The organism is Streptomyces sp. NPDC014734 (genome assembly GCF_043083325.1).
GTDB lineage: Bacteria > Actinomycetota > Actinomycetes > Streptomycetales > Streptomycetaceae > Streptomyces.
The window spans coordinates 76,501-101,166 of record NZ_JBIBYN010000020.1; the positions used below are offsets into that span (position 1 = coordinate 76,501).

A 24,666-nucleotide genomic window follows, 5' to 3' on the forward strand; every position below is an offset into this window, starting at 1 on the left:
CCTCAGCGCGTGACGTCCCGCGCCACGATCTCCCGGGCCAGCGCGACGAGGTCGCCCAGGGCCGGATGGCCCGGCGCGTCGCGGCGGGCGAGCAGGACCGGAACGGTCGGGGCGTCGACCAGCGGACGGTAGACGACGCCCGGGTGCGGGTGCATGCCGGCGGTGGACGCGGCGGAGACCCCGGAGCCGCGCCCCGCCGCGATGGCGGTCAGCCAGTCGTCGGTGTTGGCGACGGTGACGGTCGAGGCGGGCCCGGCGTCCGGCGGCCACAGACCGATGGTGGTGGTGCCGGAGACGGTGTTGAGCACGACGGTGCCGCCCGCCAGATCGGCGAGCCGGAGCACGGCACGGGCGGCGAGCGGGCCGTCCGCCGCCACCGCCGCCACCCGGGCCTCGTCGAACAGCACCTCGGCGCGCAGCCCCGGGGACCCCACCGGCCCCCGCAACAGCGCCGCGTCGACCTCGCCCCGGGCCAGTCCGGCGGTGCGGTCGTCGATCCGCAGCAGTTCGAGCGGGACCCGGGGATGGCGTTCCTGCCAGAGACGGAGCAACGGTGTGGTGTACGGGCCGAACGCGGACCAGGCGTACCCGACCCGCAGGGGGCGGTGGCGCGTCCCGCCGGAGCCGAGGGCCTCGTCGAACGCGGCGACCGCGGCGGCGGCCCGGTCGCGGAAGGCGACGCCCTCCGGGGTGAGGACGAGATGGTGGGTGGACCGGTCGACCAGCCGGATGCCGAGGTGCCGCTCCAGGGCGGCGAGGGTGCGGGAGACCGCGGGCTGCGTGAGGCGGAGCCGGGCGGCGGCGCGGGTGACGTTGCCCTCGTCGGCGACGGCGAGGAAGGCACGCAGGTGGCGGATCTCGACGCCGCGGTTCCGGCTGCTTTCCCGGCCGCTTCCATCGCCGGGGGCACCGCTCGGTCCAGGGCTCATGCGTGCGGAGCATAACCGGTGTCCATCCGGCATTTCACGTGGCACGCGGAGGTACCTACCGTAAGAGGGAGGTACCGCACGACCCGGTGCGTCGAGCGGCGAGCAGTGGGCGACGAGCGGCGGGCGGCAGGCGTCGTCGGCGGGTGCGGGGCGGCAGGCATCGGACCCGGGCACCCGCCCGGACCGGACTCGGGAGGAACACCACAGGTGGGCGACCAGCACAGCACAGCGGCGGCGACGGAGCGGGCAGCGGCCGTCACCGTACCGGAGGCGGCGGGCGCCGTCGGGGCGGCGACCGGGACCGTCCGGACGCCGGGCCGGGCCGCGGCCCTCGCCCCGGTCGGGCTGGTGGTCGGGGGCGCGCTCTCCGTCCAGTTCGGCGCCTCGATCGCGGTCCTGCTGATGCCGCGGGCCGGCGCGCTCGGCGTCGTCTCGTTGCGCCTCGCCGTCGCCGCGCTCGTCATGGTGGTCGTCTGCCGGCCGAGGCTGTGCGGTCACTCCCGCGCCGACTGGGGCACGGTCCTCGCCTTCGGCTGTGCGATGGGCGGCATGAACACGCTCTTCTACCAGGCCGCCGACCGCATCCCGCTGGGCGCGGCCGTCACCCTGGAGGTACTGGGCCCGCTCGCGCTCTCGGTGATCGCGTCCCGCCGCCTGGTCAACGTGGTGTGGGCGGGGCTCGCCCTGGGCGGTGTCGTGCTGCTCGGCGGCGGAGGTTTCGACCGCCTCGATCCGGTGGGCGCGGCGTTCGCCCTGGGCGCGGGCGTCATGTGGGCGACGTACATCGTCTTCAGCGCCCGCACCGGCCGCCGCTTCCCGCAGGCGGACGGCCTGGCCATGGCCATGGTCGTCGCCACCGTTCTCACCCTGCCCCTCGGGATCCTGGAGTCGGGATCGAAGCTGTTCGTCCCGTCCACGCTGGGACTGGGCGCGGCGGTGGCGCTGCTGAGCTCCGTCCTCCCGTACACCCTCGAATTCATGGCGCTGCGCCGCCTGCCCGCGCCCACCTTCGCGATCCTGATGAGCCTGGAACCGGCGATCGCGGCCATGGCCGGTTTCCTCGTCCTCGGTCAGGCCCTGGCCACGACGGACGCCCTGGCCATCGCGCTGGTCATCGGGGCGAGCATGGGCGCGGTGCGGGGCCAGGTACGGCGCGGGGCGGCGCGAGCCGGGAGAGGGCGCGGCGGGAAGGCGAACGCGCGCGTCTGACCGCCGCGATCGGCGCTGAGGCGTCGAGGCCGTGGTGCCATGAGGCTGGTGCTGGTGCTGGTGCTGGTGCTGGTGCTCAGTGGTCGCGGGTCGGGCGCTCCGCGCGCTCCGTGCCTCGATCGGGCCCGTCGGCCCTCACGGCCGTACGTCCGTCAGGAAATCATGCAAGCATGCTTGCTTGTTTATTGCCGCGCTGCCATGCTCCTGGGCACACCGCCACGCCCCGAGGGGAGCGCACCGTGTCCGATGCCGCAGCCGTGATCGACGACCTGCGTGAGGAGAGCGGCGAACTCGACGAGCTGGTCCGAGGGCTGAGGGACGAGCAGTGGGCCGCTCCGACGCCCGCGCCCGGCTGGACCGTCGCCCACCAGATCGCCCATCTCATCTGGACCGACGAGGTGGCGCTGCTCGCCGCGACCGACCCCGAAGGGTTCGGGCCCGAGGTGCGGAAGGCCCTGGACGCGCCCGACACCTTCGTCGACGTGGCCGCGCGGGCGATCGTGGACGAGACCCCGCCGCAGGCGCTGCTCGCTCGGTGGCGGGCGGGGCGGGAACGGATGCAGGAAGTACTGCGGTCGGCGCCGGCCGGGACCCGCATTCCCTGGTACGGGCCGCCCATGAGTGTGCCGTCCATGGCGACCGCCCGGCTCATGGAGACCTGGGCGCACGGCCAGGACATCGCCGACGCGCTCGGGGTCACCCGGGCCCCCACCGCCCGGCTGCGGCATGTGGCCCGGATCGGGACGCGGGCCCGCGACTACGCGTACACGGTGCGCGGCCTTCCCGTTCCCGAGGAGGAGTTCCGGGTGGAGCTCCACGTCCCGGACGGCGGGTCGATCGCCTACGGGCCGCAGGACGCCGCCCAGCGGGTCACCGGGCCGCTCCTCGACTTCTGCCTGCTCGTCACCCGGCGCGCCCACCGCGACGACCTCGCCGTCCGTGCCACCGGGCCCGACGCCGACCGATGGCTCGACATCGCGCAGGCGTTCGCCGGACCCCCGGGAGCCGGACGTGCTTCCCGCGCCGAAGGGCCCGGCGCGCCCGGTGCCGGACCCGCGCCCCGGGCAGGTGGCAGGTGACCGGGACCGTACCTCCGCGTACCGGCCACGATCCGTACGGAGCCAGGTCATGACCGACCCCCTTCGGCCGGACGCCGGCCTTCTCCGGGCGGGCACCGGCCCCGTCCGGCCGGACGACGGCTCCCTCCGGGCGGGCACCGGCCCCTTTCCGACGGGCACCGAACCTCTCCGGATAGGCAACGCCTCCGGTTTCTACGGCGACCGTTTCGACGCCCTGCGCGAGATGCTCACCGGCGGCCCCCTCGATGTCCTCACCGGCGACTACCTCGCCGAACTGACCATGCTCATCCTCGGCCGCAGCCGGCTCAAGGACCCCACGCGCGGGTACGCCACCACCTTCCTGCGCCAACTGGAGGAGGGTCTCGGGCTCGCCCACGAACGCGGGGTGCGGATCGTCACCAACGCCGGGGGACTCAACCCCGCCGGACTTGCGGACGCCGTGCGGGAGCTGGCGGGGAGGACCGGGGTGCCGGTGCGGGTGGCGCATGTGGAGGGGGACGGTCTGCCGGTGCCGGACGGGTTCCTCACCGCCAACGCCTACCTCGGGGGTGCGGGCATCGCCGCCTGCCTGCGGGGCGGGGCCGATGTCGTCGTCACCGGAAGGGTCACCGACGCCGCCCTCGTCACCGGGCCCGCCGCCGCCCACTTCGGCTGGGGGCCGGACGACCACGACGCGCTCGCCGGGGCCGTCGTCGCCGGGCACGTACTGGAGTGCGGAACACAGGCCACCGGCGGCAACTACTCCTTCTTCCGCGACCATTCCATCGGCCGTCCCGGCTTCCCGGTCGCCGAGGTCCACGCCGACGGTTCGTCCGTCATCACCAAGCACGACGGCACCGGCGGCGTCGTCGACATCGGTACCGTCACCGCGCAACTGCTGTACGAGACCGGCGGGGCGCGGTACGCCGGGCCGGACGTCACCGCCCGGCTCGACACCGTACGGCTCACCCGCCAGGGCCCCGACCGGGTACGAATATCGGGGGTGCGGGGGGAGGCCCCGCCGCCCACGCTCAAGATCGGGCTCAACCGGCTCGGCGGCTGGCGCAACGAGGTCGCGTTCGTGCTCACCGGGCTCGACATCGAGGCCAAGGCGAGGCTCGTGCGGGAACAGTTCGCGGACGCGTTCGCCCGTTCCGGAACAGGACAACCCGACGAGGTGCGCTGGGAGTTGGCGCGCACCGACCGGGTGGACGCCGCCACCGAGGAGACGGCGAGCGCCCTGCTCCGGCTCGTCGTCCGCGACCAGGACCCGGAGACCGTCGGGCGGGCCGTGTCCGGGGCCGCGATCGAGCTCGCGCTTGCCAGCTACCCCGGTTTCCACGTCACCGCGCCGCCCGGCAGGGGCAGCCCGTACGGCGTGTTCGAGGCACGGTACGTACCGGCCACCGAGGTCCCGCACATCGCCGTCCTCCCCGACGGGCGGCGCGAGCACCAGCAGCCCCCGGCGCGTACGCGGGCGCTGGACTCCGTCGAGCAGCCGCCGCTTCCGGAGCCGCTGCCCGCCGGGCTCACCCGCATCGCCCCGCTCGGCCGGATCGCGGGCGCCCGCAGCGGGGACAAGGGAGGCGACGCCAACGTCGGCGTCTGGGGGCGTGACGACGACGCCTGGCGGTGGCTGGTCCATGAACTGACCGTCGAACGGTTCGAGGAACTCCTCCCGGAATGCGCCGGGTTGACCGTGGAGCGGCACGTCCTGCCGAACCTGCGCGCGCTGAACTTCGTCGTGCCCGGACTGCTCGGCGAGGGCGTGGCCGCCCAGCACCGGTTCGACCCGCAGGCCAAGGCGGTGGGGGAGTGGCTGCGATCCCGCCACCTCCCGATCCCCGTAGCGCTGCTGGCAGCCGTCCACGCACCGGAGGTGACCGCATGACCGTCCTGCCCACCGGGCTCGACACCACGGGCCCCGAATACGCCGCGAACCGCGCGGCCATGCTCGCGAAGCTCGACGAACTCGCCGGGGAGCACGCCAAGGCGCTGGCGGGCGGCGGCGAGAAGTACGTCGAACGGCACCGGCGGCGGGGCAAGCTCCTGGCCCGGGAACGGATCGAGCTGCTGATCGACCCGGACACCCCGTTCCTGGAGCTGTCGCCGCTCGCCGGGTGGGGCAGCGAGTACACGGTCGGGGCCTCGCTCGTCACCGGGATCGGGGTGGTGGAGGGGGTGGAGTGCCTGATCACCGCCAACGACCCGACCGTGCGCGGCGGCGCCTCCAACCCGTGGACGCTGAAGAAGGCGCTGCGGGCCAACGAGATCGCCTTCGCCAACCGGCTGCCCTGCGTCAGCCTCGTCGAGTCCGGCGGCGCCGACCTGCCCTCGCAGAAGGAGATCTTCATCCCGGGCGGGGCGCTGTTCCGGGACATCACCCGGCTCTCGGCGGCCGGCATCCCGACCGTGGCCGTCGTCTTCGGGAACTCGACCGCCGGAGGCGCGTACGTCCCCGGCATGTCCGACCACACCGTCATGATCAGGGAACGGTCCAAGGTGTTCCTCGGCGGACCGCCCCTGGTGAAGATGGCGACCGGCGAGGAGAGCGACGACGAATCGCTCGGCGGCGCCGAGATGCACGCCCGCACCTCCGGACTCGCCGACCACTTCGCCGTCGACGAGCACGACGCGCTGCGCCAGGCCCGCCGGATCGTCGCCCGCCTCAACCGGCACAAGGCACATCCCGACCCGGGCCCCGCCGAGCCGCCGAAGTACGACGAGGACGAGCTGATCGGCATCGTGCCCGGCGATCTGAAGGTGCCGTTCGACCCGCGCGAGGTCATCGCCCGCCTCGTCGACGGCTCCGACTTCGACGCGTTCAAACCGCTGTACGGGACCAGCCTGGTGACCGGCTGGGCCACCCTGCACGGCTACCCGGTCGGCATCCTCGCCAACGCGCAGGGCGTGCTGTTCAGCGAGGAGTCGCAGAAGGCGGCCCAGTTCATCCAGCTCGCTGACCAGCGCGACATACCGCTGCTCTTCCTGCACAACACCACCGGCTACATGGTCGGCAGGGAGTACGAACAGGGCGGCATCATCAAGCACGGCGCGATGATGATCAACGCGGTGTCGAACTCGAAGGTCCCGCACCTGTCCGTGCTGATGGGCGCCTCCTACGGGGCCGGGCACTACGGCATGTGCGGACGGGCGTACGACCCCCGGTTCCTGTTCGCGTGGCCGAGCAGCAAGTCCGCCGTCATGGGGCCGCAGCAGCTCGCCGGGGTGCTGTCCATCGTGGCCCGCGCCTCCGCCGCCGCGAAGGGACGGCCCTACGACGACGAGGCCGACGCCGCACTGCGCGCCATGGTCGAGCAGCAGATCGAGTCCGAGTCGCTGCCGATGTTCCTGTCCGGGCGGCTGTACGACGACGGGGTCATCGACCCGCGCGACACCCGGACCGTGCTCGGGATGTGCCTGTCGGCGATCCACACCGCGCCGGTCGAAGGCGCTCGTGGCGGCTTCGGAATCTTCCGGATGTGAGGCGAGGGATGAACGGGATGATCTCCACACTGCTGGTCGCCAACCGGGGCGAGATCGCCTGCCGGATCTTCCGCACCTGTCGCGCGCTGGGCATCGCCACCGTCGCCGTGTACTCCGACGCGGACGCCGACGCCCTCCACGTGCGCGAGGCCGACACCGCCGTACGGCTGCCGGGCGCGGCCCCGTCCGCCACCTACCTGCGCGGCGACCTCGTCGTGCGCGCCGCGCTCGCGGCGGGCGCCGACGCCGTGCACCCCGGGTACGGCTTCCTCTCCGAGAACGCCGGATTCGCGCGGGCCGTGCGGGACGCCGGGCTCGTCTGGGTGGGGCCGCCCGCCGAAGCCGTCGAGTCGATGGCGTCCAAGACCCGAGCCAAGGAGCTGATGGCCGCCGCCGGGGTGCCGCTGCTCGCCCCCGTCGACCCGGAGCACGCCACCGCCGCCGATCTGCCGCTGCTGCTGAAGGCGGCGGCGGGCGGCGGCGGACGCGGGATGCGCGTGGTGCGTGAACTCGACGAGCTGCCGGGCGGGTTGAAGGCGGCTGCCGCCGAGGCCGCGTCGGCCTTCGGGGACGGGGAGGTCTTCGCCGAGCCGTACGTGGAGCGCGGCCGGCACGTCGAGGTGCAGATCATGGCCGACGAGCACGGCGGGGTCTGGGCGCTCGGCACCCGGGACTGCTCGCTCCAGCGCCGCCACCAGAAGGTCATCGAGGAGGCCCCCGCGCCCGGACTCGACGACGCGCTGCGGACCCGGCTGCACGAGGCCGCCGTCGCCGCCGCCCGCGCCGTCGGCTACCGGGGCGCGGGCACCGTCGAGTTCCTCCTCGCCCCCGACGGGCGGCCGTATTTCCTGGAGATGAACACCCGCCTCCAGGTCGAACACCCGGTGACGGAAGCGGTGTTCGGGCTCGATCTCGTCGCGCTGCAACTGCGCGTGGCCGAGGGCGAACCGCTGCCCGCACCCGAACCCCCGAAGCCGCGCGGACACGCCGTCGAGGCCCGGCTCTACGCCGAGGACCCCGCCCGCGACTGGCAGCCGCAGACCGGAGCGCTGCGCGCGCTGGACGTGCCGCAGGACATACCGGGACTGCGGCTCGACACCGGATACACCGGCGGCGACACCATCGGGGTGCGTTACGACCCGATGCTCGCCAAGGTCGTCGCCCACGCCCCCACCCGCGACGGGGCCGTACGCCTCCTCGCCCACGCCCTGGAACGCGCCCGCGTCCACGGCCCGGTCACCAACCGGGACCTGCTCGTCCGCTCCCTGCGTCACCCCGACTTCCGGGCCGCCCGCCTCGACACCGGCTTCTACGACCGGCACCTGACCGCCCTCACCGCGCCCCCGGACGAGACGGAACTCCGTCTCGCCGCCCTGGCCGCCGCCCTCGCCGACGCGGCGTCCCGGCAGCAGGGCCCCGGCCACCGGCACCCGTACGGAACCGGCTCGCTGCCCGCCCGCTTCGGCGCCTGGCGCAACAACCCCTCGCAGCCCCAGGTCAAGCGCTACCGCGCCGAACCCGACGGCTCCGTGCACGAGGCCGCCTACCGCACGACCCGCACCGGCAGCCCCGTCCCCGAGACCGGCGAACGGGTCGTCGCCGTCCGCCCGGACCGCGTCACCCTCGAAATCGGCCCGGTCACCCGCCACTTCGCCGTCACCACATACCCCGGCCCCACACACCGGGACGGCCGGGAGGACCGGGATGACCGGAAGTTCCCGGAGGCCCGGAACGGCCGGGAGGACGGGGAGACCCGGGTGTACGTGGACACCGCCACCGGCTCGTACACCCTCACCGCCCTGCCCCGCTTCACCGACCCCGCCGACCGCGCCGAACCCGGCTCCCTGCTCGCCCCCATGCCCGGCACCGTCGTCCGCGTCGCCGACGGACTCGCCCCCGGCGCCCCGGTCGAGGCCGGACAGCCGCTGATCTGGCTGGAGGCGATGAAGATGGAACACCGCATCCTCGCCCCCGCCTCCGGCACCCTCACCGCCCTGCACGCCGCGCCCGGCCTCCAAGTGGAAGTCGGCACCCTGCTCGCCGTCGTGCGGGACGCGGCCCGGGGCGCGCAGACCGCGCAGGACACCGACGTACACGATGTACAGGAGGAACCGCAGCGATGAGCACCGCCCTCGGAACCGAAGAGCACCGCGCCCTGCGCGACGCCGTCGCCGCGCTCGGGAAGCGCTACGGGCGCGACTACACGACGACCGTCATACGCGAGGAATCCCACCCCCGCGAACTGTGGGCGGAGGCCGCAGAGCTCGGCTACCTCGGCGTGAACCTGCCCGAGGAGTACGGCGGCGGAGGCGGCGGCATGGCCGAACTCTCCATCGTGCTGGAGGAGTTGGGGGCGGCGGGCAGCCCGCTGCTGATGATGGTCGTCTCCCCGGCGATCTGCGGCACCGTCATCGCCCGCTTCGGCACCGAAACCCAGAAGCGGACCTGGCTGCCCGGACTCGCCGACGGCAGCCTCACCATGGCCTTCGGCATCACCGAACCCGACGCCGGATCCAACTCCCACCGCATCACCACCACCGCCCGCAGGGACGGCACCGGTGCCGACGCCGACTGGCTGCTCACCGGGCGCAAGGTCTTCGTCTCCGGCGTCGACATCGCCGACGCCACGCTCATCGTCGGCCGCACCGAGGACGCCCGGTCCGGCAGGCTCAAGCCCTGCCTCTTCATCGTCCCGCGCGACACCCCCGGTTTCGGCCGCTCGCGGATCGACATGGAGCTCCAGGCCCCGGAGAAGCAGTTCGAGCTGGTCCTCGACGACGTACGACTGCCCGCCGACGCCCTGGTGGGCGACGAGGACGCCGGACTGCTCCAGCTCTTCGCCGGGCTCAACCCCGAACGCATCATGACGGCCGCGTTCGGCATAGGCATGGGCCGCTACGCGCTCGCCCGCGCCGTCGACTACGCGAAGACGCGGCAGGTGTGGAAGGAACCCATCGGCGCCCACCAGGCCATCGCCCATCCCCTCGCCCAGGCCCACATCGAGCTCGAACTCGCCAGGCTGATGATGCAGAAGGCCGCCCGGCTCTACGACGAGGGCGACGACATCGGCGCCGGCGAGGCCGCCAACATGGCGAAGTACGCGGCGGGCGAGGCCTGTGTGAAGGCCGTCGACCAGGCCGTGCACACCCTCGGCGGCAACGGACTCACCCGCGAGTACGGCCTCGCCTCCCTGATCACGGCGGCCCGGGTCGCCCGGATCGCCCCCGTCAGCCGGGAAATGATCCTCAACTACGTGTCCCACCAGTCCCTGGGGCTCCCCAAGTCGTACTGACGCGGGCCATCCTGTCCCTCCCACCGCGCCGCGCACCCGCACCCGGGGGGCGCGGCCCGCAGCCCGCGTCCGCCGCTCCGAAGGGACCCACCGCCGTGACTCCTCCCCCCGGATGAATCCGGGGGGCTTCTCCTGTCGGTGGCTATGCCATGTCGGGAAGGACCAGCCCGGCCCTTAGTGCGACGTTCCAGGCGCCTACCCGGTCCGCGTGGTCGCGGTGATCACAAGAGGTGCACTGAAACTTTTCGCCGTCGCGGTTCTCGCCGTCCACGTGCCCGCACTTGGGGCACGTGCGGGAGGTGTTGCGGGGGTCCACCGGGATCAGAACACGAGCGGCGCTTTCAGCCTTCTGCGCGAGGACGCCCAGGAACACCCCCCAACCCGCGTCAAGAATACTGCGGTTGAGCCCGGCCTTCGAGGCAGCTCCGTTCGGCAGGAATGCGCCGGGTGCCTCGGGGGCGGGCTTCGGCTTGGGGGCGCGAACCATGTTCGCGATGCGAAGTTGCTCGTGTGCGATCCGGTCGTAGTCGCGGACCAGGGCGCACGCGACCTGGTGCGCGTGGTCGAGGCGCTGACGCCGCACCTTGCGGTGCAGCCCCGCAACCTTCTCCACCGCCCGGCGGTGCCTGGCACTCCGGTTCTCCCGCTTGCGGCGGGGGAACGCCTTGAGAGCACGCTGAGCGTTCGCGAGAGCTTCGGCGTTGCGCTTGCCGTGCCTCGGGTTCTCGACGTGAGCGCCCTCGGAGGTGGTGAGGAAGTGCGTGACGCCCATGTCGATGCCGGTCACCGCGCCCGTGGTGGGCAGCGGCTCGGCAGGGACGTTGTCGCAGGCGAGGATGACGTACCACTTCCGCCCCTCACGCTTGATGCCGACGGTCTTGACGCGGCCCTTGACAGGCCGGTGCTGGTGGACGCGGACCTGCCCGACGCCCTGGAAACGGACCCGGGTCACCGGGTCGTGCGGGGTAGAGTCCCACCGGCAGCCGTCGCCGTCCTTCGGGAAGTCGACGGTGTCGAACCAGTTCACGCCCCGGAACCTGGGGTAGCCCGGCGTCTCACCGGCCTTCGCGCGCCGGAAGAACGCCTGAAACGCCTTATCGAGGCGGCGCAAGGTGGCCTGCTGTGAGCTGAACGACCACCGACCCTGACGCTCTGGGTCGAAGGCTCGGATTTCCTTGAGCTGCGCGGACTGCTGCCCGTACTTGACCGAGGTCTTCGACACATGCCGGTAGGCGTCACGTCGTTCCTGTAACGCCCCGTTGTAGAGGGAACAGTGGTCGCGCAGCATCTCGGACAGGGCCTGCGCCTGGCGCACGGTTGGGCGAAGGAGGAACTTGTAAGCGCGTATCACGCCTGCCCCCTCCTTCTGCTTCTTCGTCCAAGGGCGTTCCTACTGGGTGTTGATGTACTTCTCCACCGTGTCCGCGCTGACCGCGCCCACCGAGGCGACGAAGAACGACGACGACCACAAGGTAGGCATCCGGGACTTGAGGTGCGGGAACTCCTCACGCAGCACGCGGGAGGTGAAACCCTTGAACTGGTTCGCGACGTAGGAGGCGGAAGCCTTCGGCTCGTGCTTGACGATCAGGTGCACGTGGTCGGGCATCACCTCAAGCGCGATGATCTCCCACCCGCGCTCGGCGGCCTTCTGCTCGATCAGCTCACGCAGCCGGACCGCGACACGGCCGCCAAGGACCCGGCGGCGGTACTTCGGGCACCACACCACGTGGAGCCCGAGGTCGTGCACGCCGCCGGAGTACCGGCGAACCTTCCGCGTCACAGTCACGTGAAAACTATACACGCCGCACACATCTAGCCGAGGTCAACAGTGCAGATCCGTGGGAACAATTGAGGTCAGAGCAGCCCTGAGAAGCGATTCCCCCCATGCGTAAACGCACGGGTCCCCTCGCTAGCTATCCGATGGGCTTCTACCAGGTGCGCGGCGTCGGGGTGTGCAGTCGCGTGAGACGTGCGGTCTCATCGTCGCGGAACGCGGCCACCTCGCGGCACCGCCGGCTCATGACGAACTCGCCGGGACTCATGCACAGGTCCATGCGCTGAATACACACTCCGACCATGGTGCCCCCTCTCGGTCCGGCCGAGGCAGGCCGCCCCGGCCGGGATATGCGGCGTCGGCCTACTCGAACCGCAGGTCGACGATGCTTTCGAGGTCGATGCCGTACAAGCTGTAGACCTTCGTGGTGTTGATCGACGTGAGGCCCTCGCGGGCGAGACCGAGGGTGGCTGCCGCTTCCCACACCTGTGCCTCGTCGTCGGCCTCGATCTCCAGATAGGGCGGGATACGCGGCCACTCGTCCACCTCCAGGCGGACCGCACCGAGCTTGTAGGAAGTGCGCCGGTTCTCCTGGTAGCCGCGCGGTGTCAGTCCGGCGAGGCGGAGCAGAGCGGCGGCCTCGGTGAAGTCATCGACAATGACCTCGGTCTCACGGGTTCCGTCGACGGCGTCGGTGCTGATCTCCTTGACGCACAAGGTGACCACGTCGCCCGTGTCGCGCAGGCGCACCCATCGTCCGGGAACCGGAGGGACGGTGTCATAGACGTACCGCCGCATGGCGCGCGTCGGAGCAGCCTCGACCCCACCGGCAGCGGAGATCCGCCGGGCGATGTCTGCGGGGTCGATGTCGAGGGCCTTCACCTCGTACTCGATGTCTGTCACAGGGTTGACTCCTTCGTGTCTTCGGCTGGTGATGGGTCCGCGTTCCACAGTGGGAGGGGCCCGGGGCATCTCCCGCTCCGGGACACCCTGTTCCCGGAACCGTGGAACGGCCGGGTGATTACCCGTTCCACGGGATTTCCGCCCACACGAATTTCCCGAGGGGGCGATCACCGCACCCCCACAGTGAAGGGCACAACGCGTCGAGGATGACCAGGCCGCGCCCGCGATTGCGTTCGGGGTCGCGCTCGGCGGACGCGCACTGGTGGCGGGGCCTGCGGCGCACCGGGTCGTGCACCTCGACGCGGGTTCTCCCGCACTCGGCGTCGAGTACGACACGGATCATGTCGCCCGGCTCGGTGCCGTACCGGTAGGCGTTGGTGACGAGTTCGCTGGTCACCAGGACGACGGAATCGACGTGCTGACCAGCGGCGTCCGGGACATGGTGGCCGATGAACGAGCGCACGAAGTCCCTTGCCTGGCGCACTGATTGAGGCTCGCTAGCCAGTAACAGCGTGGACGGGGGCCCAGCGGTGGGAGTGCTGCACGGGGCCGGAAGTACCTGCGGAAGATCGATCATGCATGTTCCTCGTGGACAAGCGCCGTTCACGACAGGCGGTGTGGGGAAGTCGGCACGGCTGCATGGCGGATTGATCGCTCACGGAGAGTGGTTTCCAGACTGCACAGCGGACGCATGTGGTGCAAGACTTCACATCGTTGTACCGCTATCAAGACGTCGAACTGATGTCTTGCGCTGCGAAGCGAGCGCCGGATTGCTTTCATTGCGAGGGGCGAAAGTCCCTCATACTGGGTTCTGCAGGAGGGGTGAAGATGGCTGAGGGTCCGACTGGCTCGACTGTTCCGCGTCGTCAACTGGGTCGAAATCTCCGGGACTTACGTAATCGGGCTCGACTGACGGTGCGCGCGGCGGCGAGCAAGCTGGAGTGGTCCGAGGCGAAGATGTGGCGCATCGAGACGGGCCAGACTGCGCTGCGGAGCCTGGACGTTCAGGCGATGTGCCTGGTGTACGGCGCGCCGCCGGACCTCACTGAGGCCCTGATGGGTCTGGCGAAGGAGACCAAGGCGCGCGGCTGGTGGCAGGCCTACGGCGACTCGATCCCGGAGGGATTCAACGTCTACGTCGGACTCGAAGAGGCTGCCGAAAACCTGGCGGTGTACGAGACCGACCTCGTTCCCGGGCAACTCCAGACCGAGGGCTACGCACGCGAAATCATCCGTACGCACATCCGAGGGATCAGTGACGCGGACCTCGATGGACGTGCGCGCCTGCGCATCGAGCGACAATCACGTCTGACCCGAGCCATGGACCCGCCGGTGTTGCGTGTCGTGCTGGGCGAGGCGGTGCTACGGCGTCCCGTCGGTGGACCCGAGGTGATGGCGCAGCAGCTTGCCCATCTGGTCTACGTCGCGGGGCTGCCGAACATCGCGATTCGTGTCGTGCCATTCGCTGCTGGTATGCACTCGGGAGTGGTCACCGGCCCGTTCGTGATCCTCCGGTTCCCGCTGACCGGTGACGGGGCTGCCACGGAGCCGCCGACCGTCTACTCGGACGGATATACCGGCGGCCTGTACCTGGACAAGGAACGGGAGGTGCAACAGTACGACGCGGCCTTCGCCGACATCTGGGAAGCATCGCTCGACGAACAGGCGTCGCGACGCCTGATTTCCGAGGTAGCTGGGAGCTATGAAAAGGATTGAGAACGCCGAGTGGTTCAAGTCGAGCCACAGTAACGGAAACGGCCAGTGTGTCGAGGTGGCGTACTTCGGTGATGCGGTCGCCGTGCGAGACAGCAAGCAGCAGACGGGGCCGGTTCTGACCTGTGCCCCCGAGGGGTGGCGAGCTTTCATCGGAAGCGTGGCCGAGGAAGCGTTGTAGGGCCTGCCCGTGTCGACGCGGGCAGAGCAACAGCTCCGCGAAATGCCAACGCGCCTCCGTACAGCCGAAGACGGCCGTGCGGGGGCGTCGCCGTGAGGGGCCGTTGTCGAGGCGCGGCGGGAAGTCGTGCGTCGAAAACATGCAGGCACGCTTGATTGTTCTGTTCTCTGCTGTCACGCTCGGTGACCCGCCCGGCAGAGCAAAGGAGCAAGCGCATGAGCCAGCTCGCCGCCCCCGTCCACGACCGGGGCATCACCACCCTCACCCTGGACTCCCCAACCAACCGCAACGCGCTCTCCGCCGCCCTCGTCGGTGAGTTGTCCGCCGCACTGGACGCGTGCGCCGCCGACGAGGCGACCCGGGCCGTCGTCCTCACCCACACCGGCAACACCTTCTGCGCGGGCGCCGACCTGACCGCGCCGCCCGAACCGACGGCCCTCGTCGCGCTGATGCGGCAGATCGTCGCCCTGCCCAAGCCCGTCGTCGCCCGGGTCGACGGGCACGTCCGGGCGGGCGGTCTCGGACTGCTGGGCGCCTGCGACATCTCCGCCGCCGGACCGGACTCCTCGTTCGCCCTCACCGAGTCCCGGCTCGGCCTCGCCCCCGCCGTCATCTCGCTGGCGCTGCTGCCCCGCACCGACCCGCGCGCCGCCGCCCGCTACTACCTCACCGGTGAACGCTTCGACGCCGCCGAGGCCACCCGCATCGGACTCGTCACGATCGCCGCGGAGAAGGGGGTCGACGAGGCACTCGCCCCCGTGCTCGACGGGTTGCGCAGGGCCTCACCGCAGGGGCTGGCCGCGTCGAAGGAGCTGGTCACGGCTAGTGTGCTGCGGAGTTTCGACACCCACGCCGAAGACCTCGTCGCCCGTTCCGCAGCGCTCTTCGCCTCCGCCGAGGCCCGGGAGGGGATGACGGCCTTCCTCGAACGACGGGACCCCGCATGGGTGCTGTGACACCGCCCACCGACCGCACGCCCAAGCAGGACCGCAGCCGTGCCACCCGTCGGCGGCTCCTCGAAGCGGCGGTCGCCTGCCTCGCCGAACACGGCTGGGCGGGCTCCACGGTCTCCGTCGTCGCCGAACGCGCCGGTGTCTCGCGCGGCGCGGCCCAGCACCACTTCCCGACCCGCGAGGACCTGTTCACCGCGGCCGTCGAGTACGTCGCCGAGGAACGTTCCGCCGCCCTGCGCGCCCTGCCCGTCCAGGGCCGCACGGACGTCGTCGCCGCCCTCGTCGACCTCTACACCGGACCACTGTTCCGGGCCGCGCTCCAGCTCTGGGTCGCCGCGTCCAACGAGGAACAGCTCCGCCCCCGGGTCACCGAACTCGAAGCCCGCGTCGGCCGGGAGACCCACCGCATCGCCGTCGAACTCCTCGCCGCCGACGAGACCCGCCCCGGCGTCCGCGAGACCGTTCAGGGCTTCCTCGACATGGCCCGCGGCCTGGGCCTGGCCAACGTCCTCACCGACGACACCGCCCGCCGCCGGAGGGTCGTGGCGCAGTGGGCGGCCCTGCTGGACGAGGCACTGGGCCAAAAGCCTGCCGGGTGAACTCCGGTCGGGAAGGGACCGCGGCCATGGTGCGCGCGGTCCCGGGGCGCCGACGTGCCCGTCAACGGGACGGGGCCAGCGCCTCGCGCCCGCCGTTGCTCATGAAGGAGACGCGCAGGACGCCGACGTCGGACGGGAAGGCGGAGTTCAGTCCGAGACGGAAGCGATGGTGGCGTTCCGCGCCGTCGGCGAGGGAGCCCCGGGCCAGCTCGGCCGTGTAGACGGTGCCGTCGGTCCTGCCGATCGGCTGCCACGCGCCGGCCCGGTACACGGACAGGCTGATGTCCCCGGTGCGCAGGCCCCCGCCCTCGGGCGTGATGGTGAGGACGTCCCGGGCAAAGACCGTCCGGCCGATGTTGTTGGTGACCATGGCATCGAAGACGCGTCTCGTTCCCCCGGTCCGCAGGGTGAACCTGGTGTCCTGCGGACCGTAGGCCACCCTCACCAGCCGGCTCGTGCCGGGGACGTCCCCGTCCGGCGGGGGAGGCGCGGACGCACCGGCGGTGGGGGAGGCCGTGTCGTCCGACCGGCCGTCGCGGTCGGCAAGGGTCGTGGTGACTCCGCCGACCAGTGCCACCACCGTCACCCCCGCCGCGAGGGCCAGGACGAGCCGCCCACGCCCCCGGCCGGCCCGGGCGGCCGGGGGAGGCTCGCCGGGCCGCAGCGAGTGGCCCGTGATCTGTTCGGCGCGGGCCGCGAGGGCGCGTACGAGCAGATCCTCCGTCCGTGTGGGGACGGAGCCGTCGTCGTGCGGATCGGACACGTTCATTCGCTTCCCTCCTCCTCCCCGCCCTGTTCCTGTGCCCTCATGAGCCGTTCCAGGGCGTCCAGGGCGCGGCTCGCCGTGGACTTCACCGCGCCCCGGGACAGACCCAGGGTCTCGGCTATCTCCGCCTCGCTCAGGTCCGACCAGTACCGCAGCACCAGCACCTCGCGCTGACGGGTGGTTAGCTGCCGCAACGCGTCGAGCACCCTGCGGTGTTCGTCGCCCAGCAGCACGTGGTCCTCGGCCGACGCGGCGTCGGCCTCGTGCGGCGGTACGTACGCGCGAGCCGTCCTGCGGCGCCGCAGCACCGAACGGGCCCTGTTCACCACCGACGTACGCAGATAGGCGAGCGCGTTGTCCACATGGTCCAGACGGTCGCCGTGCCGCCTGTAGAGCGCGATGAACGCGTCCTGCACCACGTCCTCGGCGGATTGCTGGTCGTCGACCAGAAGCACCGCCAGGCGCACCATCGGCAGACGGTGCGCCTGGTACAACCCGGTGATCGTCGGCCGGGGCGGGTCCTGCCGTCGGCCCCGGTCACCCCGCACCCCGAACAGCGGGCGCGCGGGCGTCGCCGCGCGGTCCGGCGACAACGCGAACAGCACGCGCCACCAGGGCGCCCCGGGCAACGGGAACGGCGATGCGAGCGACTGGGTCATCGTGGTGGAACCTCCGGAACCACACGGGTTGTGCCGGCGGAGCCGATCGGCAGGGGCGTCAACGGGTCCTTCTGCTCCGCTCCGGGCCGGTCGACGGAACGTGCGCGGGGGTGTCCTGCCGGGGCTCGGCAAGCCGTTCGCAGGGGTCGATGAAATAGATCAGCATCTGGTCCCGGACGTCCGGGGGACCGGACCGGACCAACGGCACCGACCTGAAACGGAGACGTTCGCCGAGCACGGTGGGGTACAGCAGCCGCCGGTACTCATACCTTTGCCGAACCTGGGAGGAGCGCCGCGTGGCCTTGTTGGACCGAGGACTGTCGAACAGTCGGAAGGACGCCGTCCCGTCGCACGGGGCCGTCCTCTTGTCCTTCGCCGGGTGCGTGGCATCGGGCCGGGGCGCCGGCGTTCCCGCGACGGCCGCCGGGGCGGCGACGGACAGCAGGACCGACGCGGCGACCACCGAGGACGCGAGGGCGGCGGACCGGAACGAGAAGCGCTTCTGCATGGTGAGGATCTCCCTGAGGTGCTCGTGCGGAACATCGCGTGGTGCGGCGGCGTCCGGTCCGGCCTCCCGGTTCCGTCGGCCGTACCGCTGCCTCCATGGGGATAGACGTGCGACCCCCGCCGAGGTTGCGGGTCGGGCCGGGAGTTCTCTCCGTGACGTGTGCGGCGGCTGCCGCCCCGGGCGCTCCCCGGCCCCGTCAGGTGTCACGGCGTGCCGCCTCGTCCACAAGTAGGGCTGGCACCAGGGAGGTTGGGGTGGCAGCCGGAGTGAGTGCGGGTCCTCGTGCCCCTAGCGTCTGGGTGTGTGAGAAACGGAAAGAGCAGAGCCGACAGACTCCCGCCTGCAATGAGCCGTGCGGCCAGGACCGCGACGGTGCTGGCCGCGGCCTCGGCCCTGCTGGCCGTCGCCGTTCCGGCCGCCGACGCGGCGGGGGCGGCGCATCGCCCGTCCCCGACCGACGGCTGCGACACGGCGCGGGGCGCACTCGCCGACCGGCTGGACACCCTCGTCACCGGGGACGGCATCCCCGGAGTGGCCGCGGAGGTCACCGGACGGGACTGCGGCCGGTGGACGGTGGCACGCGGCGTCGCCGACCTGGACACCGGCCGGCCGATGCGCGCCGCCGACCGGCTGCGGATCGGCAGCGTCACCAAGACCTTCACCGCCACCGTCGTCGTGCAACTCGCCGCCGAGGGCCGGATCGGCCTTGACGCCCCCGTCGAGCGCTACCTGCCCGGGCTGATCCGGGGCAACGGCTACGACGGTCGCCGGATCACCGTGCGGCAACTGCTCCAGCACACCAGCGGGCTCCCCGATCACGTCGAGGCCGTCGCAGCCCGCCCGGTGAACGAGTGGCGGATGCGCCACTTCGAGCCCCGGGAACTCGTCGCGACCGCACTCACCCTGCCGCACCCCGACACCGCGTGGTCCTACTCGACCACCAACTACGTCATCGCCGGACTCATCGTCGAGAAGGTCACCGGACACGGCATCGAGGCGGAGGTGGACCGCCGCGTCATCCGGCCGCTCGGCCTGCGCGACACGTACTGGCCCGGCGACCGCACCGGCATCCGGGGCGCGCACTCGCAGAGTTACTTCCCCGACCCCGCCCTGCCGGAGGGCACACCACCCGCCGACGGCACCGAGTGGAACCTCACCGTCGGCGGCGCGGGCGGCGCCCTGATCTCCACGCCCGCCGACGTGAACCGGTTCTTCAGCGGCCTGTTCGGCGGGAAGCTGGTCTCCGCGCGCTGGCTCGCCGAGATGAAACGCACGGTTCCCGCGGACCCGGAGCGGCTGTGGCCCGGTGCCCGGTACGGGCTCGGTCTGATCGCCTCCCCGCTGAAGTGCGGCGGCATGTGGTGGGGCCACGGCGGGACGGTGCCCGGCGGGCACCGCGCACTGGGCGCGATCGGTCCCCGTGGCGGCGTCTCCCTCGCCCTCACCAAGGTGCCCGACAGTCTCCGGGCCGAGGACGACTTCCTCGCCGCCGTGGACACCGCCCTCTGCCCCGCCGCCCCCACCGACCACCCCACCCGTAACGGTCGCACCACCCGCACCGCCCAGCCCAAGGAGACCGCGTGACCCCCTCGACCAGGACCGTGCGCCGCGCCTCGGCGGCCGGCCTCGCCCTCGCCGCCTGCATCACCGCCTCGCCCGCCATGGCCGCGTCCGGCACGGCCCCCATGACGGGCCCCGCACCTGCGGTGGCACCGGCGACAACCGCGGCCGGGCTGTCCGGTCAGGCCCCACGACCCGGGCCCGGCTCCGGCCCCGGGGCCGGACTCGACCGGTACTACCGCCAGCACCTGACCTGGGGCAGTTGCGTCACGGGGCCCGACGACACGACCGGCCAGGACCTGGACAAGGCCGGCGTCCAGTGCGCGGACGTCACCGTGCCGCTCGACTACGCCGACCCCGGCGGACGCACCATCACCGTCGCCATGTCCCGGCTGAGGGCCACCGACACCCGCCACCGCATCGGCGCGATCCTGCTCAACAACGGCGGGCCCGGCGGCACCGCCGTCGAATCCCCGCCGCACATCCGCGAGGCGATGAAGGGCGTCGGCGCGCGCTACGACATCGTCGGCTTCGACCCGCGCTTCGTCGGCCGCAGCACACCGCTGGACTGCGGCTGGCCCACCGGCATGTTCTTCCGCTCGGCCGGCCCCGGCAGGGCGGGCTTCGACCGCCAGGTCGCCTTCCAGAAGGGCCTCGCCGACAAGTGCCGGGCCACCAACGCGTCCGTGCTGCCGCACGTCACCACCCGCAACACCGCCCGTGACATGGACGTCATCCGGGGCACGCTCGGCGAACGGAAGATCTCCTACCTGGGCTACTCGTACGGTACCTATCTGGGCACGGTCTACAGCCAGATGTTCCCCGGCCGCTACGACCGGATGGTGCTCGACGGGGCGATCGCCCCGGACGACTACGGGCCCCTGCTGATGCGGGACTCGTTGCGCGAGAACGAGCGGGCGCTCGCCGACTGGGCCGACTGGGCCGCCGCCCGGCACGGCACCTACCACCTCGGCCGCACCCGCGCCCAGGTCCTCGCCACCGTCGACCGCGTCGCCGGGGCCGCCGCCCGCCGGCCGCTGACCGTCGGCACCGGGGCCGATACGTTCCGGCTCGACGATTCCCACATACCGCTGCTCGCCTTCATGATGCTCTCGGACGACACCGACGCGACGCGGTCGGAGTTCGGCGAGGTGGTCTCCGTGCTGTCCGAGGCCGCGAAGGGGCACTCCACCCGGCTGTCACCCGGTTTCGCCGGGGCGCTGCGGGCCGTGCTGACCGACGAGGGTTCGCAGGTGGGCAGCGTGCAGACCGCGATCCTCTGCGGGGACAGGGCCGCGCCCCGCGACCCCGAGACCTACTGGCGGGACATCGAGCGCGACCGTGCCGCCCACCCGCTGTTCGGCCCCCTCACCGACAACATCCTGCCGTGCGCCTTCTGGGACCGGCCCCGCGAGGAACCGACCCGGGTGAGCCACGACGCCCCGGCCCTGATCGTGGGCGCCACCGGCGACCCGCGCACCACCTACCGCAGCACCCTCAAGCTGCACGGCCAGCTGCCGAGCTCAAAGCTGATCACCCTTGAGGGCGCCAACCGGCACGCACTGTACGGCGAGTACGGCAACACCTGCGTCGACGACCAGGTCAACCGCTACCTGGCCACCGGCAGGCTGCCCGCGAACGACCGGACCTGCGTCAAGCGGACCGGCCGACAGGGCTGACGCGGAGGCCGGCGTGAACCGGTGCGGCGCGGCCGACACGGCCCCGTCGCACCGCCTCATGTCCGCAACCGCCCACCGCACCAACCCACCAACCCACCAACCCACCAACCCACCACACCCGGCCACCTGCCCACCGGCCACGAGAACTCACGATGCCGGGGCCGGTGCTCAGTTCCCCAGATCCGCGAGCTGCTCGTACCCCTCGATCGCGCGCGGATCGCGCGGCCCGGGCCCCACGTACCGCGCCGTCGGCCGCACCAGGCGACCCGTCCGCTTCTGCTCCAGGACGTGTGCCGACCAGCCCGCCGTGCGCGCGCAGGTGAACATCGACGTGAACATGTGCGCCGGAACCTCCGCGAAGTCCAGCACGATCGCCGCCCAGAACTCCACGTTCGTCGCCAGCACCCGGTCCGGGCGCCGCGCGTGCAACTCCGCCAGCGCTGCCTTCTCCAGCGCCTGCGCCACCTCGAAGCGCGGCGCGCCCAACTCCTCGGCGGTGCGCCGCAGCACCCGCGCCCGCGGGTCCTCCGCCCGGTAGACCCGGTGCCCGAAGCCCATCAGCCGCTCGCCCCGGTCCAGGGCCTGCTTCACGTACGCGGTGGCGTCCCCGGTCCGCTCGATCTCCTCGATCATGCCGAGGACCCGGGACGGGGCACCGCCGTGCAGCGGCCCCGACATCGCGCCCACCGCGCCGGACAGCGCGGCCGCCACGTCCGCACCGGTCGACGCGATGACCCGGGCGGTGAACGTGGAGGCGTTCATGCCGTGCTCGGCGGCCGACGTCCAGTACGCGTCGACGGCCTTGACGTGCCGGGGGTCCGGCTCGCCGCGCCAGCGGATCATGAACCGTTCGACCACGGAACCCGCCTTGTCGATCTCGCTCTGCGGGACCATCGGCAGGCCCTGCCCGCGCGCCGACTGGGCGACGTACGACAGCGCCATCACGGCGGCCCGCGCCAGGTCGTCGCGCGCCGTCTCCGCGTCGATGTCGAGCAGCGGTCGCAGCCCCCAGACGGGAGCGAGCATCGCCAGCGCGGCCTGCACGTCGACCCGGATGTCACCGGAGTGCACCGGGATCGGGAACGGCTCGGCCGGCGGCAGACCGGGGCTGAACGCCCCGTCGACCAACAGTCCCCAGACGTTTCCGAACGACACGTGACCGACCAGGTCCTCGATGTCGACACCGCGGTAGCGCAGCGATCCGCCGGCCTTGTCCGGTTCGGCGATCTCCGTCTCGAAGGCGACGACTCCCTCTAGTCCCGGTACGAAGTCGGACATGGCGGCTCCCTCGGTCGACGGCTGTGCGCGGGCCACAATGGCCTGCCTCACGATATTGGCGAGATCCCACGACTCGGGGAAGCGTGACATCCGGCACGGCTTCCCGATTCACCGATGACGGACAGATGCCCCATCTCGTGCTCCCGCATGCCCCTGCGTGCCGGGCGCGGTGGGGCGCTGCGGCAGGATGACCCCCGTGCCCACCGCAGACTCTCCTTCCGATTCCACCACCGATCCGGCCGCGATGCGCGAGCAGTACCGTTCCGAGGTCATCGCCGAGGACACGCTGGCCGCCGACCCGATGCAGCAGTTCGCCCGCTGGTTCCGGCAGGTCGCCGCGGGAGGGCTGCTGTACGAGCCCAACGCCATGGTGGTCTCCACGGCCACCCCGGAGGGCCGGCCGTCCTCGCGCACGGTGCTGCTGAAGAAGTACGACGAGCGGGGCTTCGTCTTCTTCACGAACTACGAGTCCCGCAAGGGCGGCGAACTCGCCGCCAACCCCCGCGTCTCGCTGCTCTTCCCCTGGCACCCCATGGCACGCCAGGTCATCGTCAACGGCACCGCGTCCCGCGTCGCCCGTGAGGAGACCGTGGCGTACTTCCGCACCCGCCCGCACGGCTCCCAGCTCGGCGCCTGGGCGAGTGCCCAGTCCCGTGTGATCGGGTCCCGCGCCGAGCTGACCGCACGCTACGAGGAGCTCGCCGCCCGCTACCCCGAGGGCACCCACGTGCCGGTTCCCCCGCACTGGGGCGGATTCCGCGTCGCCCCCGACACGATCGAGTTCTGGCAGGGCCATGAGAACCGGATGCACGACCGCCTGAGGTACGTGCGCGAGGGCAACGGCAACGGCGAGGGACACGGCTGGCGCGTCGAGCGCCTGTGCCCGTAGCGGTCCGGCCCCGGCACGGATCCGGTCCGGCCCCGGCGCGGACCCGGTCCGGGTCCGGGTCCGGCGCGCCCCGTACACGCCCCGTACACGCAGAAACCCGCAGGCTCTGGTCCCTCCTCACGGAGGAGCCGGCCGGACTTACCGGCGAGCCTGCGGGTCGGTGACTGCTTGGAATTGGCCGATGACCGGCCTGCACTGCAAAGAGCGCGGCAAACGGGCGTCAGCCCGCAGCCACCTCACGAGTCCGAGAAGAAATCACTTCCGGAACACCTCCTTTCTTCGCTGCCCACAGCTTAGGAACCCCGACGCCGACGGCTCAACCCATTTATTTCGCGGGCTGCGTCGGCCGTGGCGCGGGCCTTTCCCGTCACGCCCCGTGGCGGTAGAAGATGCGGTCCCGGTACTCCGTCATGACTCGCCCGTTCCACTCGTGGCCGCCGTCGACGTTGCCGGACCGCAGCATGGGCGGCTCGACCCCGCGCTCCACCAGCCGTTCCGCCGCGGCGGCCATCATCGCCTGCATCACCGCACTGGTCACCACGGTCGACGCGGGTGCGAACGGGGCCTCGATGCCCTCGACGGTCAGTTCGGCGTCGCCGATGGCGATCTTGCTGTCGAGCACGATGTCGCAGTGGTCCCGGAGGAAGCCGCCCGAGGAGTGCCGGGACCGGGTGCCCTCCGTGTATGCCACCGAGGTGACGCCGATGACCTTCAGACCGAGGGCTCGCGCGTTCATCGCCATCTCCACCGGGAGCGCGTTGCGTCCGGAGAGCGAGATGATCACGAGGAGGTCGCCCGACCGGGCGGGGCTGGAGTCGAGCACCGCGCCCGCCAGCCCGTCGACCCGCTCCAGCGCCGAACCGAGGGTCGCCGGCATGACATCGACGCCGAGCGTTCCCGGCACTGCCAGCAGGTTCATCAGGGCGAGCCCGCCCGCCCGGTAGACGACGTCCTGCGCGGGCAGCGAGGAGTGCCCCGCGCCGAAGGCGAAGAGTCTGCCGCCCGCGGCGACGGTGTCGGCGATCGCGGCACCGGCGGCCGCGATGTTGCCGGACTCCTCGTCGCGTACGCGTTCCAGCAGGCCGATCGCTGCGTCGAAGAACTGACCGGCCAGCTTGCTGTCGCTCATCGAGGAGGCCCTTTCGGCGGGAGAGATGTCCGGGCGGTGACCGTGAGGTGACCGTGCCGCGGATCACGTTGCGGTCTGGACCACTGACCTGTCAATACCGG

Annotated in this window: 23 protein-coding genes; 13 read left to right on the forward strand and 10 right to left on the reverse strand. The window is 72.0% G+C overall.

The window, feature by feature from the left end; genetic code table 11:
• Positions 1–2 precede the first annotated feature (2 nt).
• Positions 3–929 carry a LysR family transcriptional regulator gene (locus ACF1CT_RS27585; protein WP_391786667.1) on the reverse strand — a complete coding sequence of 309 codons (927 nt, stop codon included), beginning with the start codon at positions 927–929 and terminating at the stop codon, positions 3–5.
• Positions 930–1,136: 207 nt separating this feature from the next.
• Here ACF1CT_RS27585 and ACF1CT_RS27590 point away from each other — a divergent pair, with 207 nt between their 5' ends.
• The 6 genes from ACF1CT_RS27590 (at position 1,137) to ACF1CT_RS27615 (ending at position 9,974) form a co-directional block, all read left to right on the forward strand.
• Positions 1,137–2,138 (forward strand): DMT family transporter, encoded by a 1,002-nt coding sequence (locus ACF1CT_RS27590; protein WP_391786668.1) that lies wholly within the window; start codon positions 1,137–1,139, stop codon positions 2,136–2,138.
• A gap of 239 nt (positions 2,139–2,377) precedes the next feature.
• Positions 2,378–3,217 carry a TIGR03084 family metal-binding protein gene (locus tag ACF1CT_RS27595; RefSeq protein ID WP_391786669.1) on the forward strand — a complete coding sequence of 280 codons (840 nt, stop codon included), beginning with the start codon at positions 2,378–2,380 and terminating at the stop codon, positions 3,215–3,217.
• Positions 3,218–3,266: 49 nt separating this feature from the next.
• Positions 3,267–5,087, forward strand: a complete 1,821-nt coding sequence (locus tag ACF1CT_RS27600; RefSeq protein ID WP_391786670.1) for an acyclic terpene utilization AtuA family protein — start codon at positions 3,267–3,269, stop codon at positions 5,085–5,087.
• Positions 5,084–6,682, forward strand: coding sequence for an acyl-CoA carboxylase subunit beta (locus ACF1CT_RS27605; protein ID WP_391786671.1), 1,599 nt, complete (start codon positions 5,084–5,086; stop codon positions 6,680–6,682). Before ACF1CT_RS27600 ends, ACF1CT_RS27605 begins: the two co-directional genes overlap by 4 nt.
• Positions 6,683–6,699: 17 nt before the next feature.
• On the forward strand, positions 6,700–8,805 hold the full coding sequence (locus tag ACF1CT_RS27610; RefSeq protein ID WP_391786672.1) for an acetyl/propionyl/methylcrotonyl-CoA carboxylase subunit alpha: 2,106 nt from the start codon (positions 6,700–6,702) through the stop codon (positions 8,803–8,805).
• Entirely contained in the window at positions 8,802–9,974 is a 1,173-nt protein-coding gene (locus tag ACF1CT_RS27615; RefSeq protein ID WP_391786673.1) for an acyl-CoA dehydrogenase family protein, read from the forward strand. The genes ACF1CT_RS27610 and ACF1CT_RS27615 overlap by 4 nt, the downstream gene beginning before the upstream one ends.
• Positions 9,975–10,116: 142 nt before the next feature.
• Here ACF1CT_RS27615 and ACF1CT_RS27620 read toward each other — a convergent pair whose 3' ends face one another.
• From ACF1CT_RS27620 to ACF1CT_RS27635, 4 genes are all read right to left on the reverse strand, one after another.
• Positions 10,117–11,325 carry an RNA-guided endonuclease InsQ/TnpB family protein gene (locus ACF1CT_RS27620; protein ID WP_391786674.1) on the reverse strand — a complete coding sequence of 403 codons (1,209 nt, stop codon included), beginning with the start codon at positions 11,323–11,325 and terminating at the stop codon, positions 10,117–10,119.
• A gap of 39 nt (positions 11,326–11,364) precedes the next feature.
• A complete protein-coding gene (tnpA, locus tag ACF1CT_RS27625; protein ID WP_391786751.1) occupies positions 11,365–11,754 on the reverse strand; it encodes an IS200/IS605 family transposase in 390 nt (129 codons plus the stop codon).
• A gap of 357 nt (positions 11,755–12,111) precedes the next feature.
• Positions 12,112–12,651, reverse strand: coding sequence for a CYTH domain-containing protein (locus tag ACF1CT_RS27630; RefSeq protein WP_391786675.1), 540 nt, complete (start codon positions 12,649–12,651; stop codon positions 12,112–12,114).
• Between the two features lie 118 nt (positions 12,652–12,769).
• A complete protein-coding gene (locus tag ACF1CT_RS27635) occupies positions 12,770–13,228 on the reverse strand; it encodes an ATP-binding protein (RefSeq protein ID WP_391786676.1) in 459 nt (152 codons plus the stop codon).
• Between the two features lie 251 nt (positions 13,229–13,479).
• Between ACF1CT_RS27635 and ACF1CT_RS27640 the strand changes: the two genes are divergently transcribed.
• The 4 genes from ACF1CT_RS27640 to ACF1CT_RS27655 all read left to right on the forward strand — a co-directional run bounded on the left by ACF1CT_RS27640 (position 13,480) and on the right by ACF1CT_RS27655 (position 16,097).
• Positions 13,480–14,367: a helix-turn-helix domain-containing protein gene (locus tag ACF1CT_RS27640; RefSeq protein WP_391786677.1), complete on the forward strand. Its 888-nt coding sequence runs from the start codon at positions 13,480–13,482 to the stop codon at positions 14,365–14,367.
• Positions 14,354–14,545: a DUF397 domain-containing protein gene (locus tag ACF1CT_RS27645; RefSeq protein ID WP_391786678.1), complete on the forward strand. Its 192-nt coding sequence runs from the start codon at positions 14,354–14,356 to the stop codon at positions 14,543–14,545. The genes ACF1CT_RS27640 and ACF1CT_RS27645 overlap by 14 nt, the downstream gene beginning before the upstream one ends.
• 215 nt (positions 14,546–14,760) lie before the next feature.
• Positions 14,761–15,501, forward strand: coding sequence for an enoyl-CoA hydratase family protein (locus ACF1CT_RS27650; RefSeq protein ID WP_391786679.1), 741 nt, complete (start codon positions 14,761–14,763; stop codon positions 15,499–15,501).
• Complete coding sequence (locus ACF1CT_RS27655; protein ID WP_391786680.1) at positions 15,489–16,097, forward strand: TetR/AcrR family transcriptional regulator; 609 nt, start codon at positions 15,489–15,491, stop codon at positions 16,095–16,097. The genes ACF1CT_RS27650 and ACF1CT_RS27655 overlap by 13 nt, the downstream gene beginning before the upstream one ends.
• Positions 16,098–16,158: 61 nt before the next feature.
• Here the strand turns inward: ACF1CT_RS27655 and ACF1CT_RS27660 are convergent, their stop codons facing one another.
• From ACF1CT_RS27660 to ACF1CT_RS27670, 3 genes are read right to left on the reverse strand one after another with little or no spacing between them, the layout of a single operon-like run.
• Positions 16,159–16,866 (reverse strand): hypothetical protein, encoded by a 708-nt coding sequence (locus ACF1CT_RS27660; protein WP_391786681.1) that lies wholly within the window; start codon positions 16,864–16,866, stop codon positions 16,159–16,161.
• Positions 16,863–17,522: an RNA polymerase sigma factor gene (locus ACF1CT_RS27665; protein WP_391786682.1), complete on the reverse strand. Its 660-nt coding sequence runs from the start codon at positions 17,520–17,522 to the stop codon at positions 16,863–16,865. Before ACF1CT_RS27665 ends, ACF1CT_RS27660 begins: the two co-directional genes overlap by 4 nt.
• Positions 17,523–17,580: 58 nt before the next feature.
• On the reverse strand, positions 17,581–18,030 hold the full coding sequence (locus tag ACF1CT_RS27670; RefSeq protein WP_391786683.1) for a hypothetical protein: 450 nt from the start codon (positions 18,028–18,030) through the stop codon (positions 17,581–17,583).
• A gap of 345 nt (positions 18,031–18,375) precedes the next feature.
• On the opposite strand from ACF1CT_RS27670, the gene ACF1CT_RS27675 reads away from it, so the two are divergent.
• Both ACF1CT_RS27675 and ACF1CT_RS27680 read left to right on the forward strand, forming a co-directional pair.
• Positions 18,376–19,614 carry a serine hydrolase domain-containing protein gene (locus ACF1CT_RS27675; protein WP_391786684.1) on the forward strand — a complete coding sequence of 413 codons (1,239 nt, stop codon included), beginning with the start codon at positions 18,376–18,378 and terminating at the stop codon, positions 19,612–19,614.
• On the forward strand, positions 19,611–21,269 hold the full coding sequence (locus tag ACF1CT_RS27680; RefSeq protein WP_391786685.1) for an alpha/beta hydrolase: 1,659 nt from the start codon (positions 19,611–19,613) through the stop codon (positions 21,267–21,269). The genes ACF1CT_RS27675 and ACF1CT_RS27680 overlap by 4 nt, the downstream gene beginning before the upstream one ends.
• Before the next feature lie 168 nt (positions 21,270–21,437).
• Here the strand turns inward: ACF1CT_RS27680 and ACF1CT_RS27685 are convergent, their stop codons facing one another.
• On the reverse strand, positions 21,438–22,547 hold the full coding sequence (locus ACF1CT_RS27685; protein ID WP_391786686.1) for a citrate synthase 2: 1,110 nt from the start codon (positions 22,545–22,547) through the stop codon (positions 21,438–21,440).
• A gap of 244 nt (positions 22,548–22,791) precedes the next feature.
• Between ACF1CT_RS27685 and pdxH the strand changes: the two genes are divergently transcribed.
• Positions 22,792–23,436, forward strand: a complete 645-nt coding sequence (gene pdxH, locus ACF1CT_RS27690) for a pyridoxamine 5'-phosphate oxidase (protein WP_391786752.1) — start codon at positions 22,792–22,794, stop codon at positions 23,434–23,436.
• 367 nt (positions 23,437–23,803) lie between these two features.
• On the opposite strand, the gene ACF1CT_RS27695 is transcribed toward pdxH, so the two are convergent.
• Positions 23,804–24,565: an SIS domain-containing protein gene (locus tag ACF1CT_RS27695; protein ID WP_391786687.1), complete on the reverse strand. Its 762-nt coding sequence runs from the start codon at positions 24,563–24,565 to the stop codon at positions 23,804–23,806.
• Between the last annotated feature and the right edge of the window lie 101 nt (positions 24,566–24,666).

Excerpts from the sequence above, each read along its gene's own strand:
- ACF1CT_RS27655 (WP_391786680.1), top strand. The coding sequence starts at position 15,489 with ATGGGTGCTGTGACACCGCCCACCGACCGCACGCCCAAGCAGGACCGC.
- ACF1CT_RS27665 (WP_391786682.1), bottom strand. The coding sequence starts at position 17,522 with ATGACCCAGTCGCTCGCATCGCCGTTCCCGTTGCCCGGGGCGCCCTGG.
- ACF1CT_RS27635 (WP_391786676.1), bottom strand. The coding sequence starts at position 13,228 with ATGATCGATCTTCCGCAGGTACTTCCGGCCCCGTGCAGCACTCCCACC.
- ACF1CT_RS27615 (WP_391786673.1), top strand. The coding sequence starts at position 8,802 with ATGAGCACCGCCCTCGGAACCGAAGAGCACCGCGCCCTGCGCGACGCC.
- ACF1CT_RS27605 (WP_391786671.1), top strand. The coding sequence starts at position 5,084 with ATGACCGTCCTGCCCACCGGGCTCGACACCACGGGCCCCGAATACGCC.
- ACF1CT_RS27610 (WP_391786672.1), top strand. The coding sequence starts at position 6,700 with ATGATCTCCACACTGCTGGTCGCCAACCGGGGCGAGATCGCCTGCCGG.
- ACF1CT_RS27695 (WP_391786687.1), bottom strand. The coding sequence starts at position 24,565 with ATGAGCGACAGCAAGCTGGCCGGTCAGTTCTTCGACGCAGCGATCGGC.
- ACF1CT_RS27670 (WP_391786683.1), bottom strand. The coding sequence starts at position 18,030 with ATGCAGAAGCGCTTCTCGTTCCGGTCCGCCGCCCTCGCGTCCTCGGTG.
- ACF1CT_RS27600 (WP_391786670.1), top strand. The coding sequence starts at position 3,267 with ATGACCGACCCCCTTCGGCCGGACGCCGGCCTTCTCCGGGCGGGCACC.
- ACF1CT_RS27675 (WP_391786684.1), top strand. The coding sequence starts at position 18,376 with ATGAGCCGTGCGGCCAGGACCGCGACGGTGCTGGCCGCGGCCTCGGCC.
- ACF1CT_RS27650 (WP_391786679.1), top strand. The coding sequence starts at position 14,761 with ATGAGCCAGCTCGCCGCCCCCGTCCACGACCGGGGCATCACCACCCTC.
- ACF1CT_RS27685 (WP_391786686.1), bottom strand. The coding sequence starts at position 22,547 with ATGTCCGACTTCGTACCGGGACTAGAGGGAGTCGTCGCCTTCGAGACG.
- ACF1CT_RS27660 (WP_391786681.1), bottom strand. The coding sequence starts at position 16,866 with ATGAACGTGTCCGATCCGCACGACGACGGCTCCGTCCCCACACGGACG.
- ACF1CT_RS27645 (WP_391786678.1), top strand. The coding sequence starts at position 14,354 with ATGAAAAGGATTGAGAACGCCGAGTGGTTCAAGTCGAGCCACAGTAAC.
- pdxH (WP_391786752.1), top strand. The coding sequence starts at position 22,792 with ATGCGCGAGCAGTACCGTTCCGAGGTCATCGCCGAGGACACGCTGGCC.
- ACF1CT_RS27640 (WP_391786677.1), top strand. The coding sequence starts at position 13,480 with ATGGCTGAGGGTCCGACTGGCTCGACTGTTCCGCGTCGTCAACTGGGT.
- ACF1CT_RS27585 (WP_391786667.1), bottom strand. The coding sequence starts at position 929 with ATGAGCCCTGGACCGAGCGGTGCCCCCGGCGATGGAAGCGGCCGGGAA.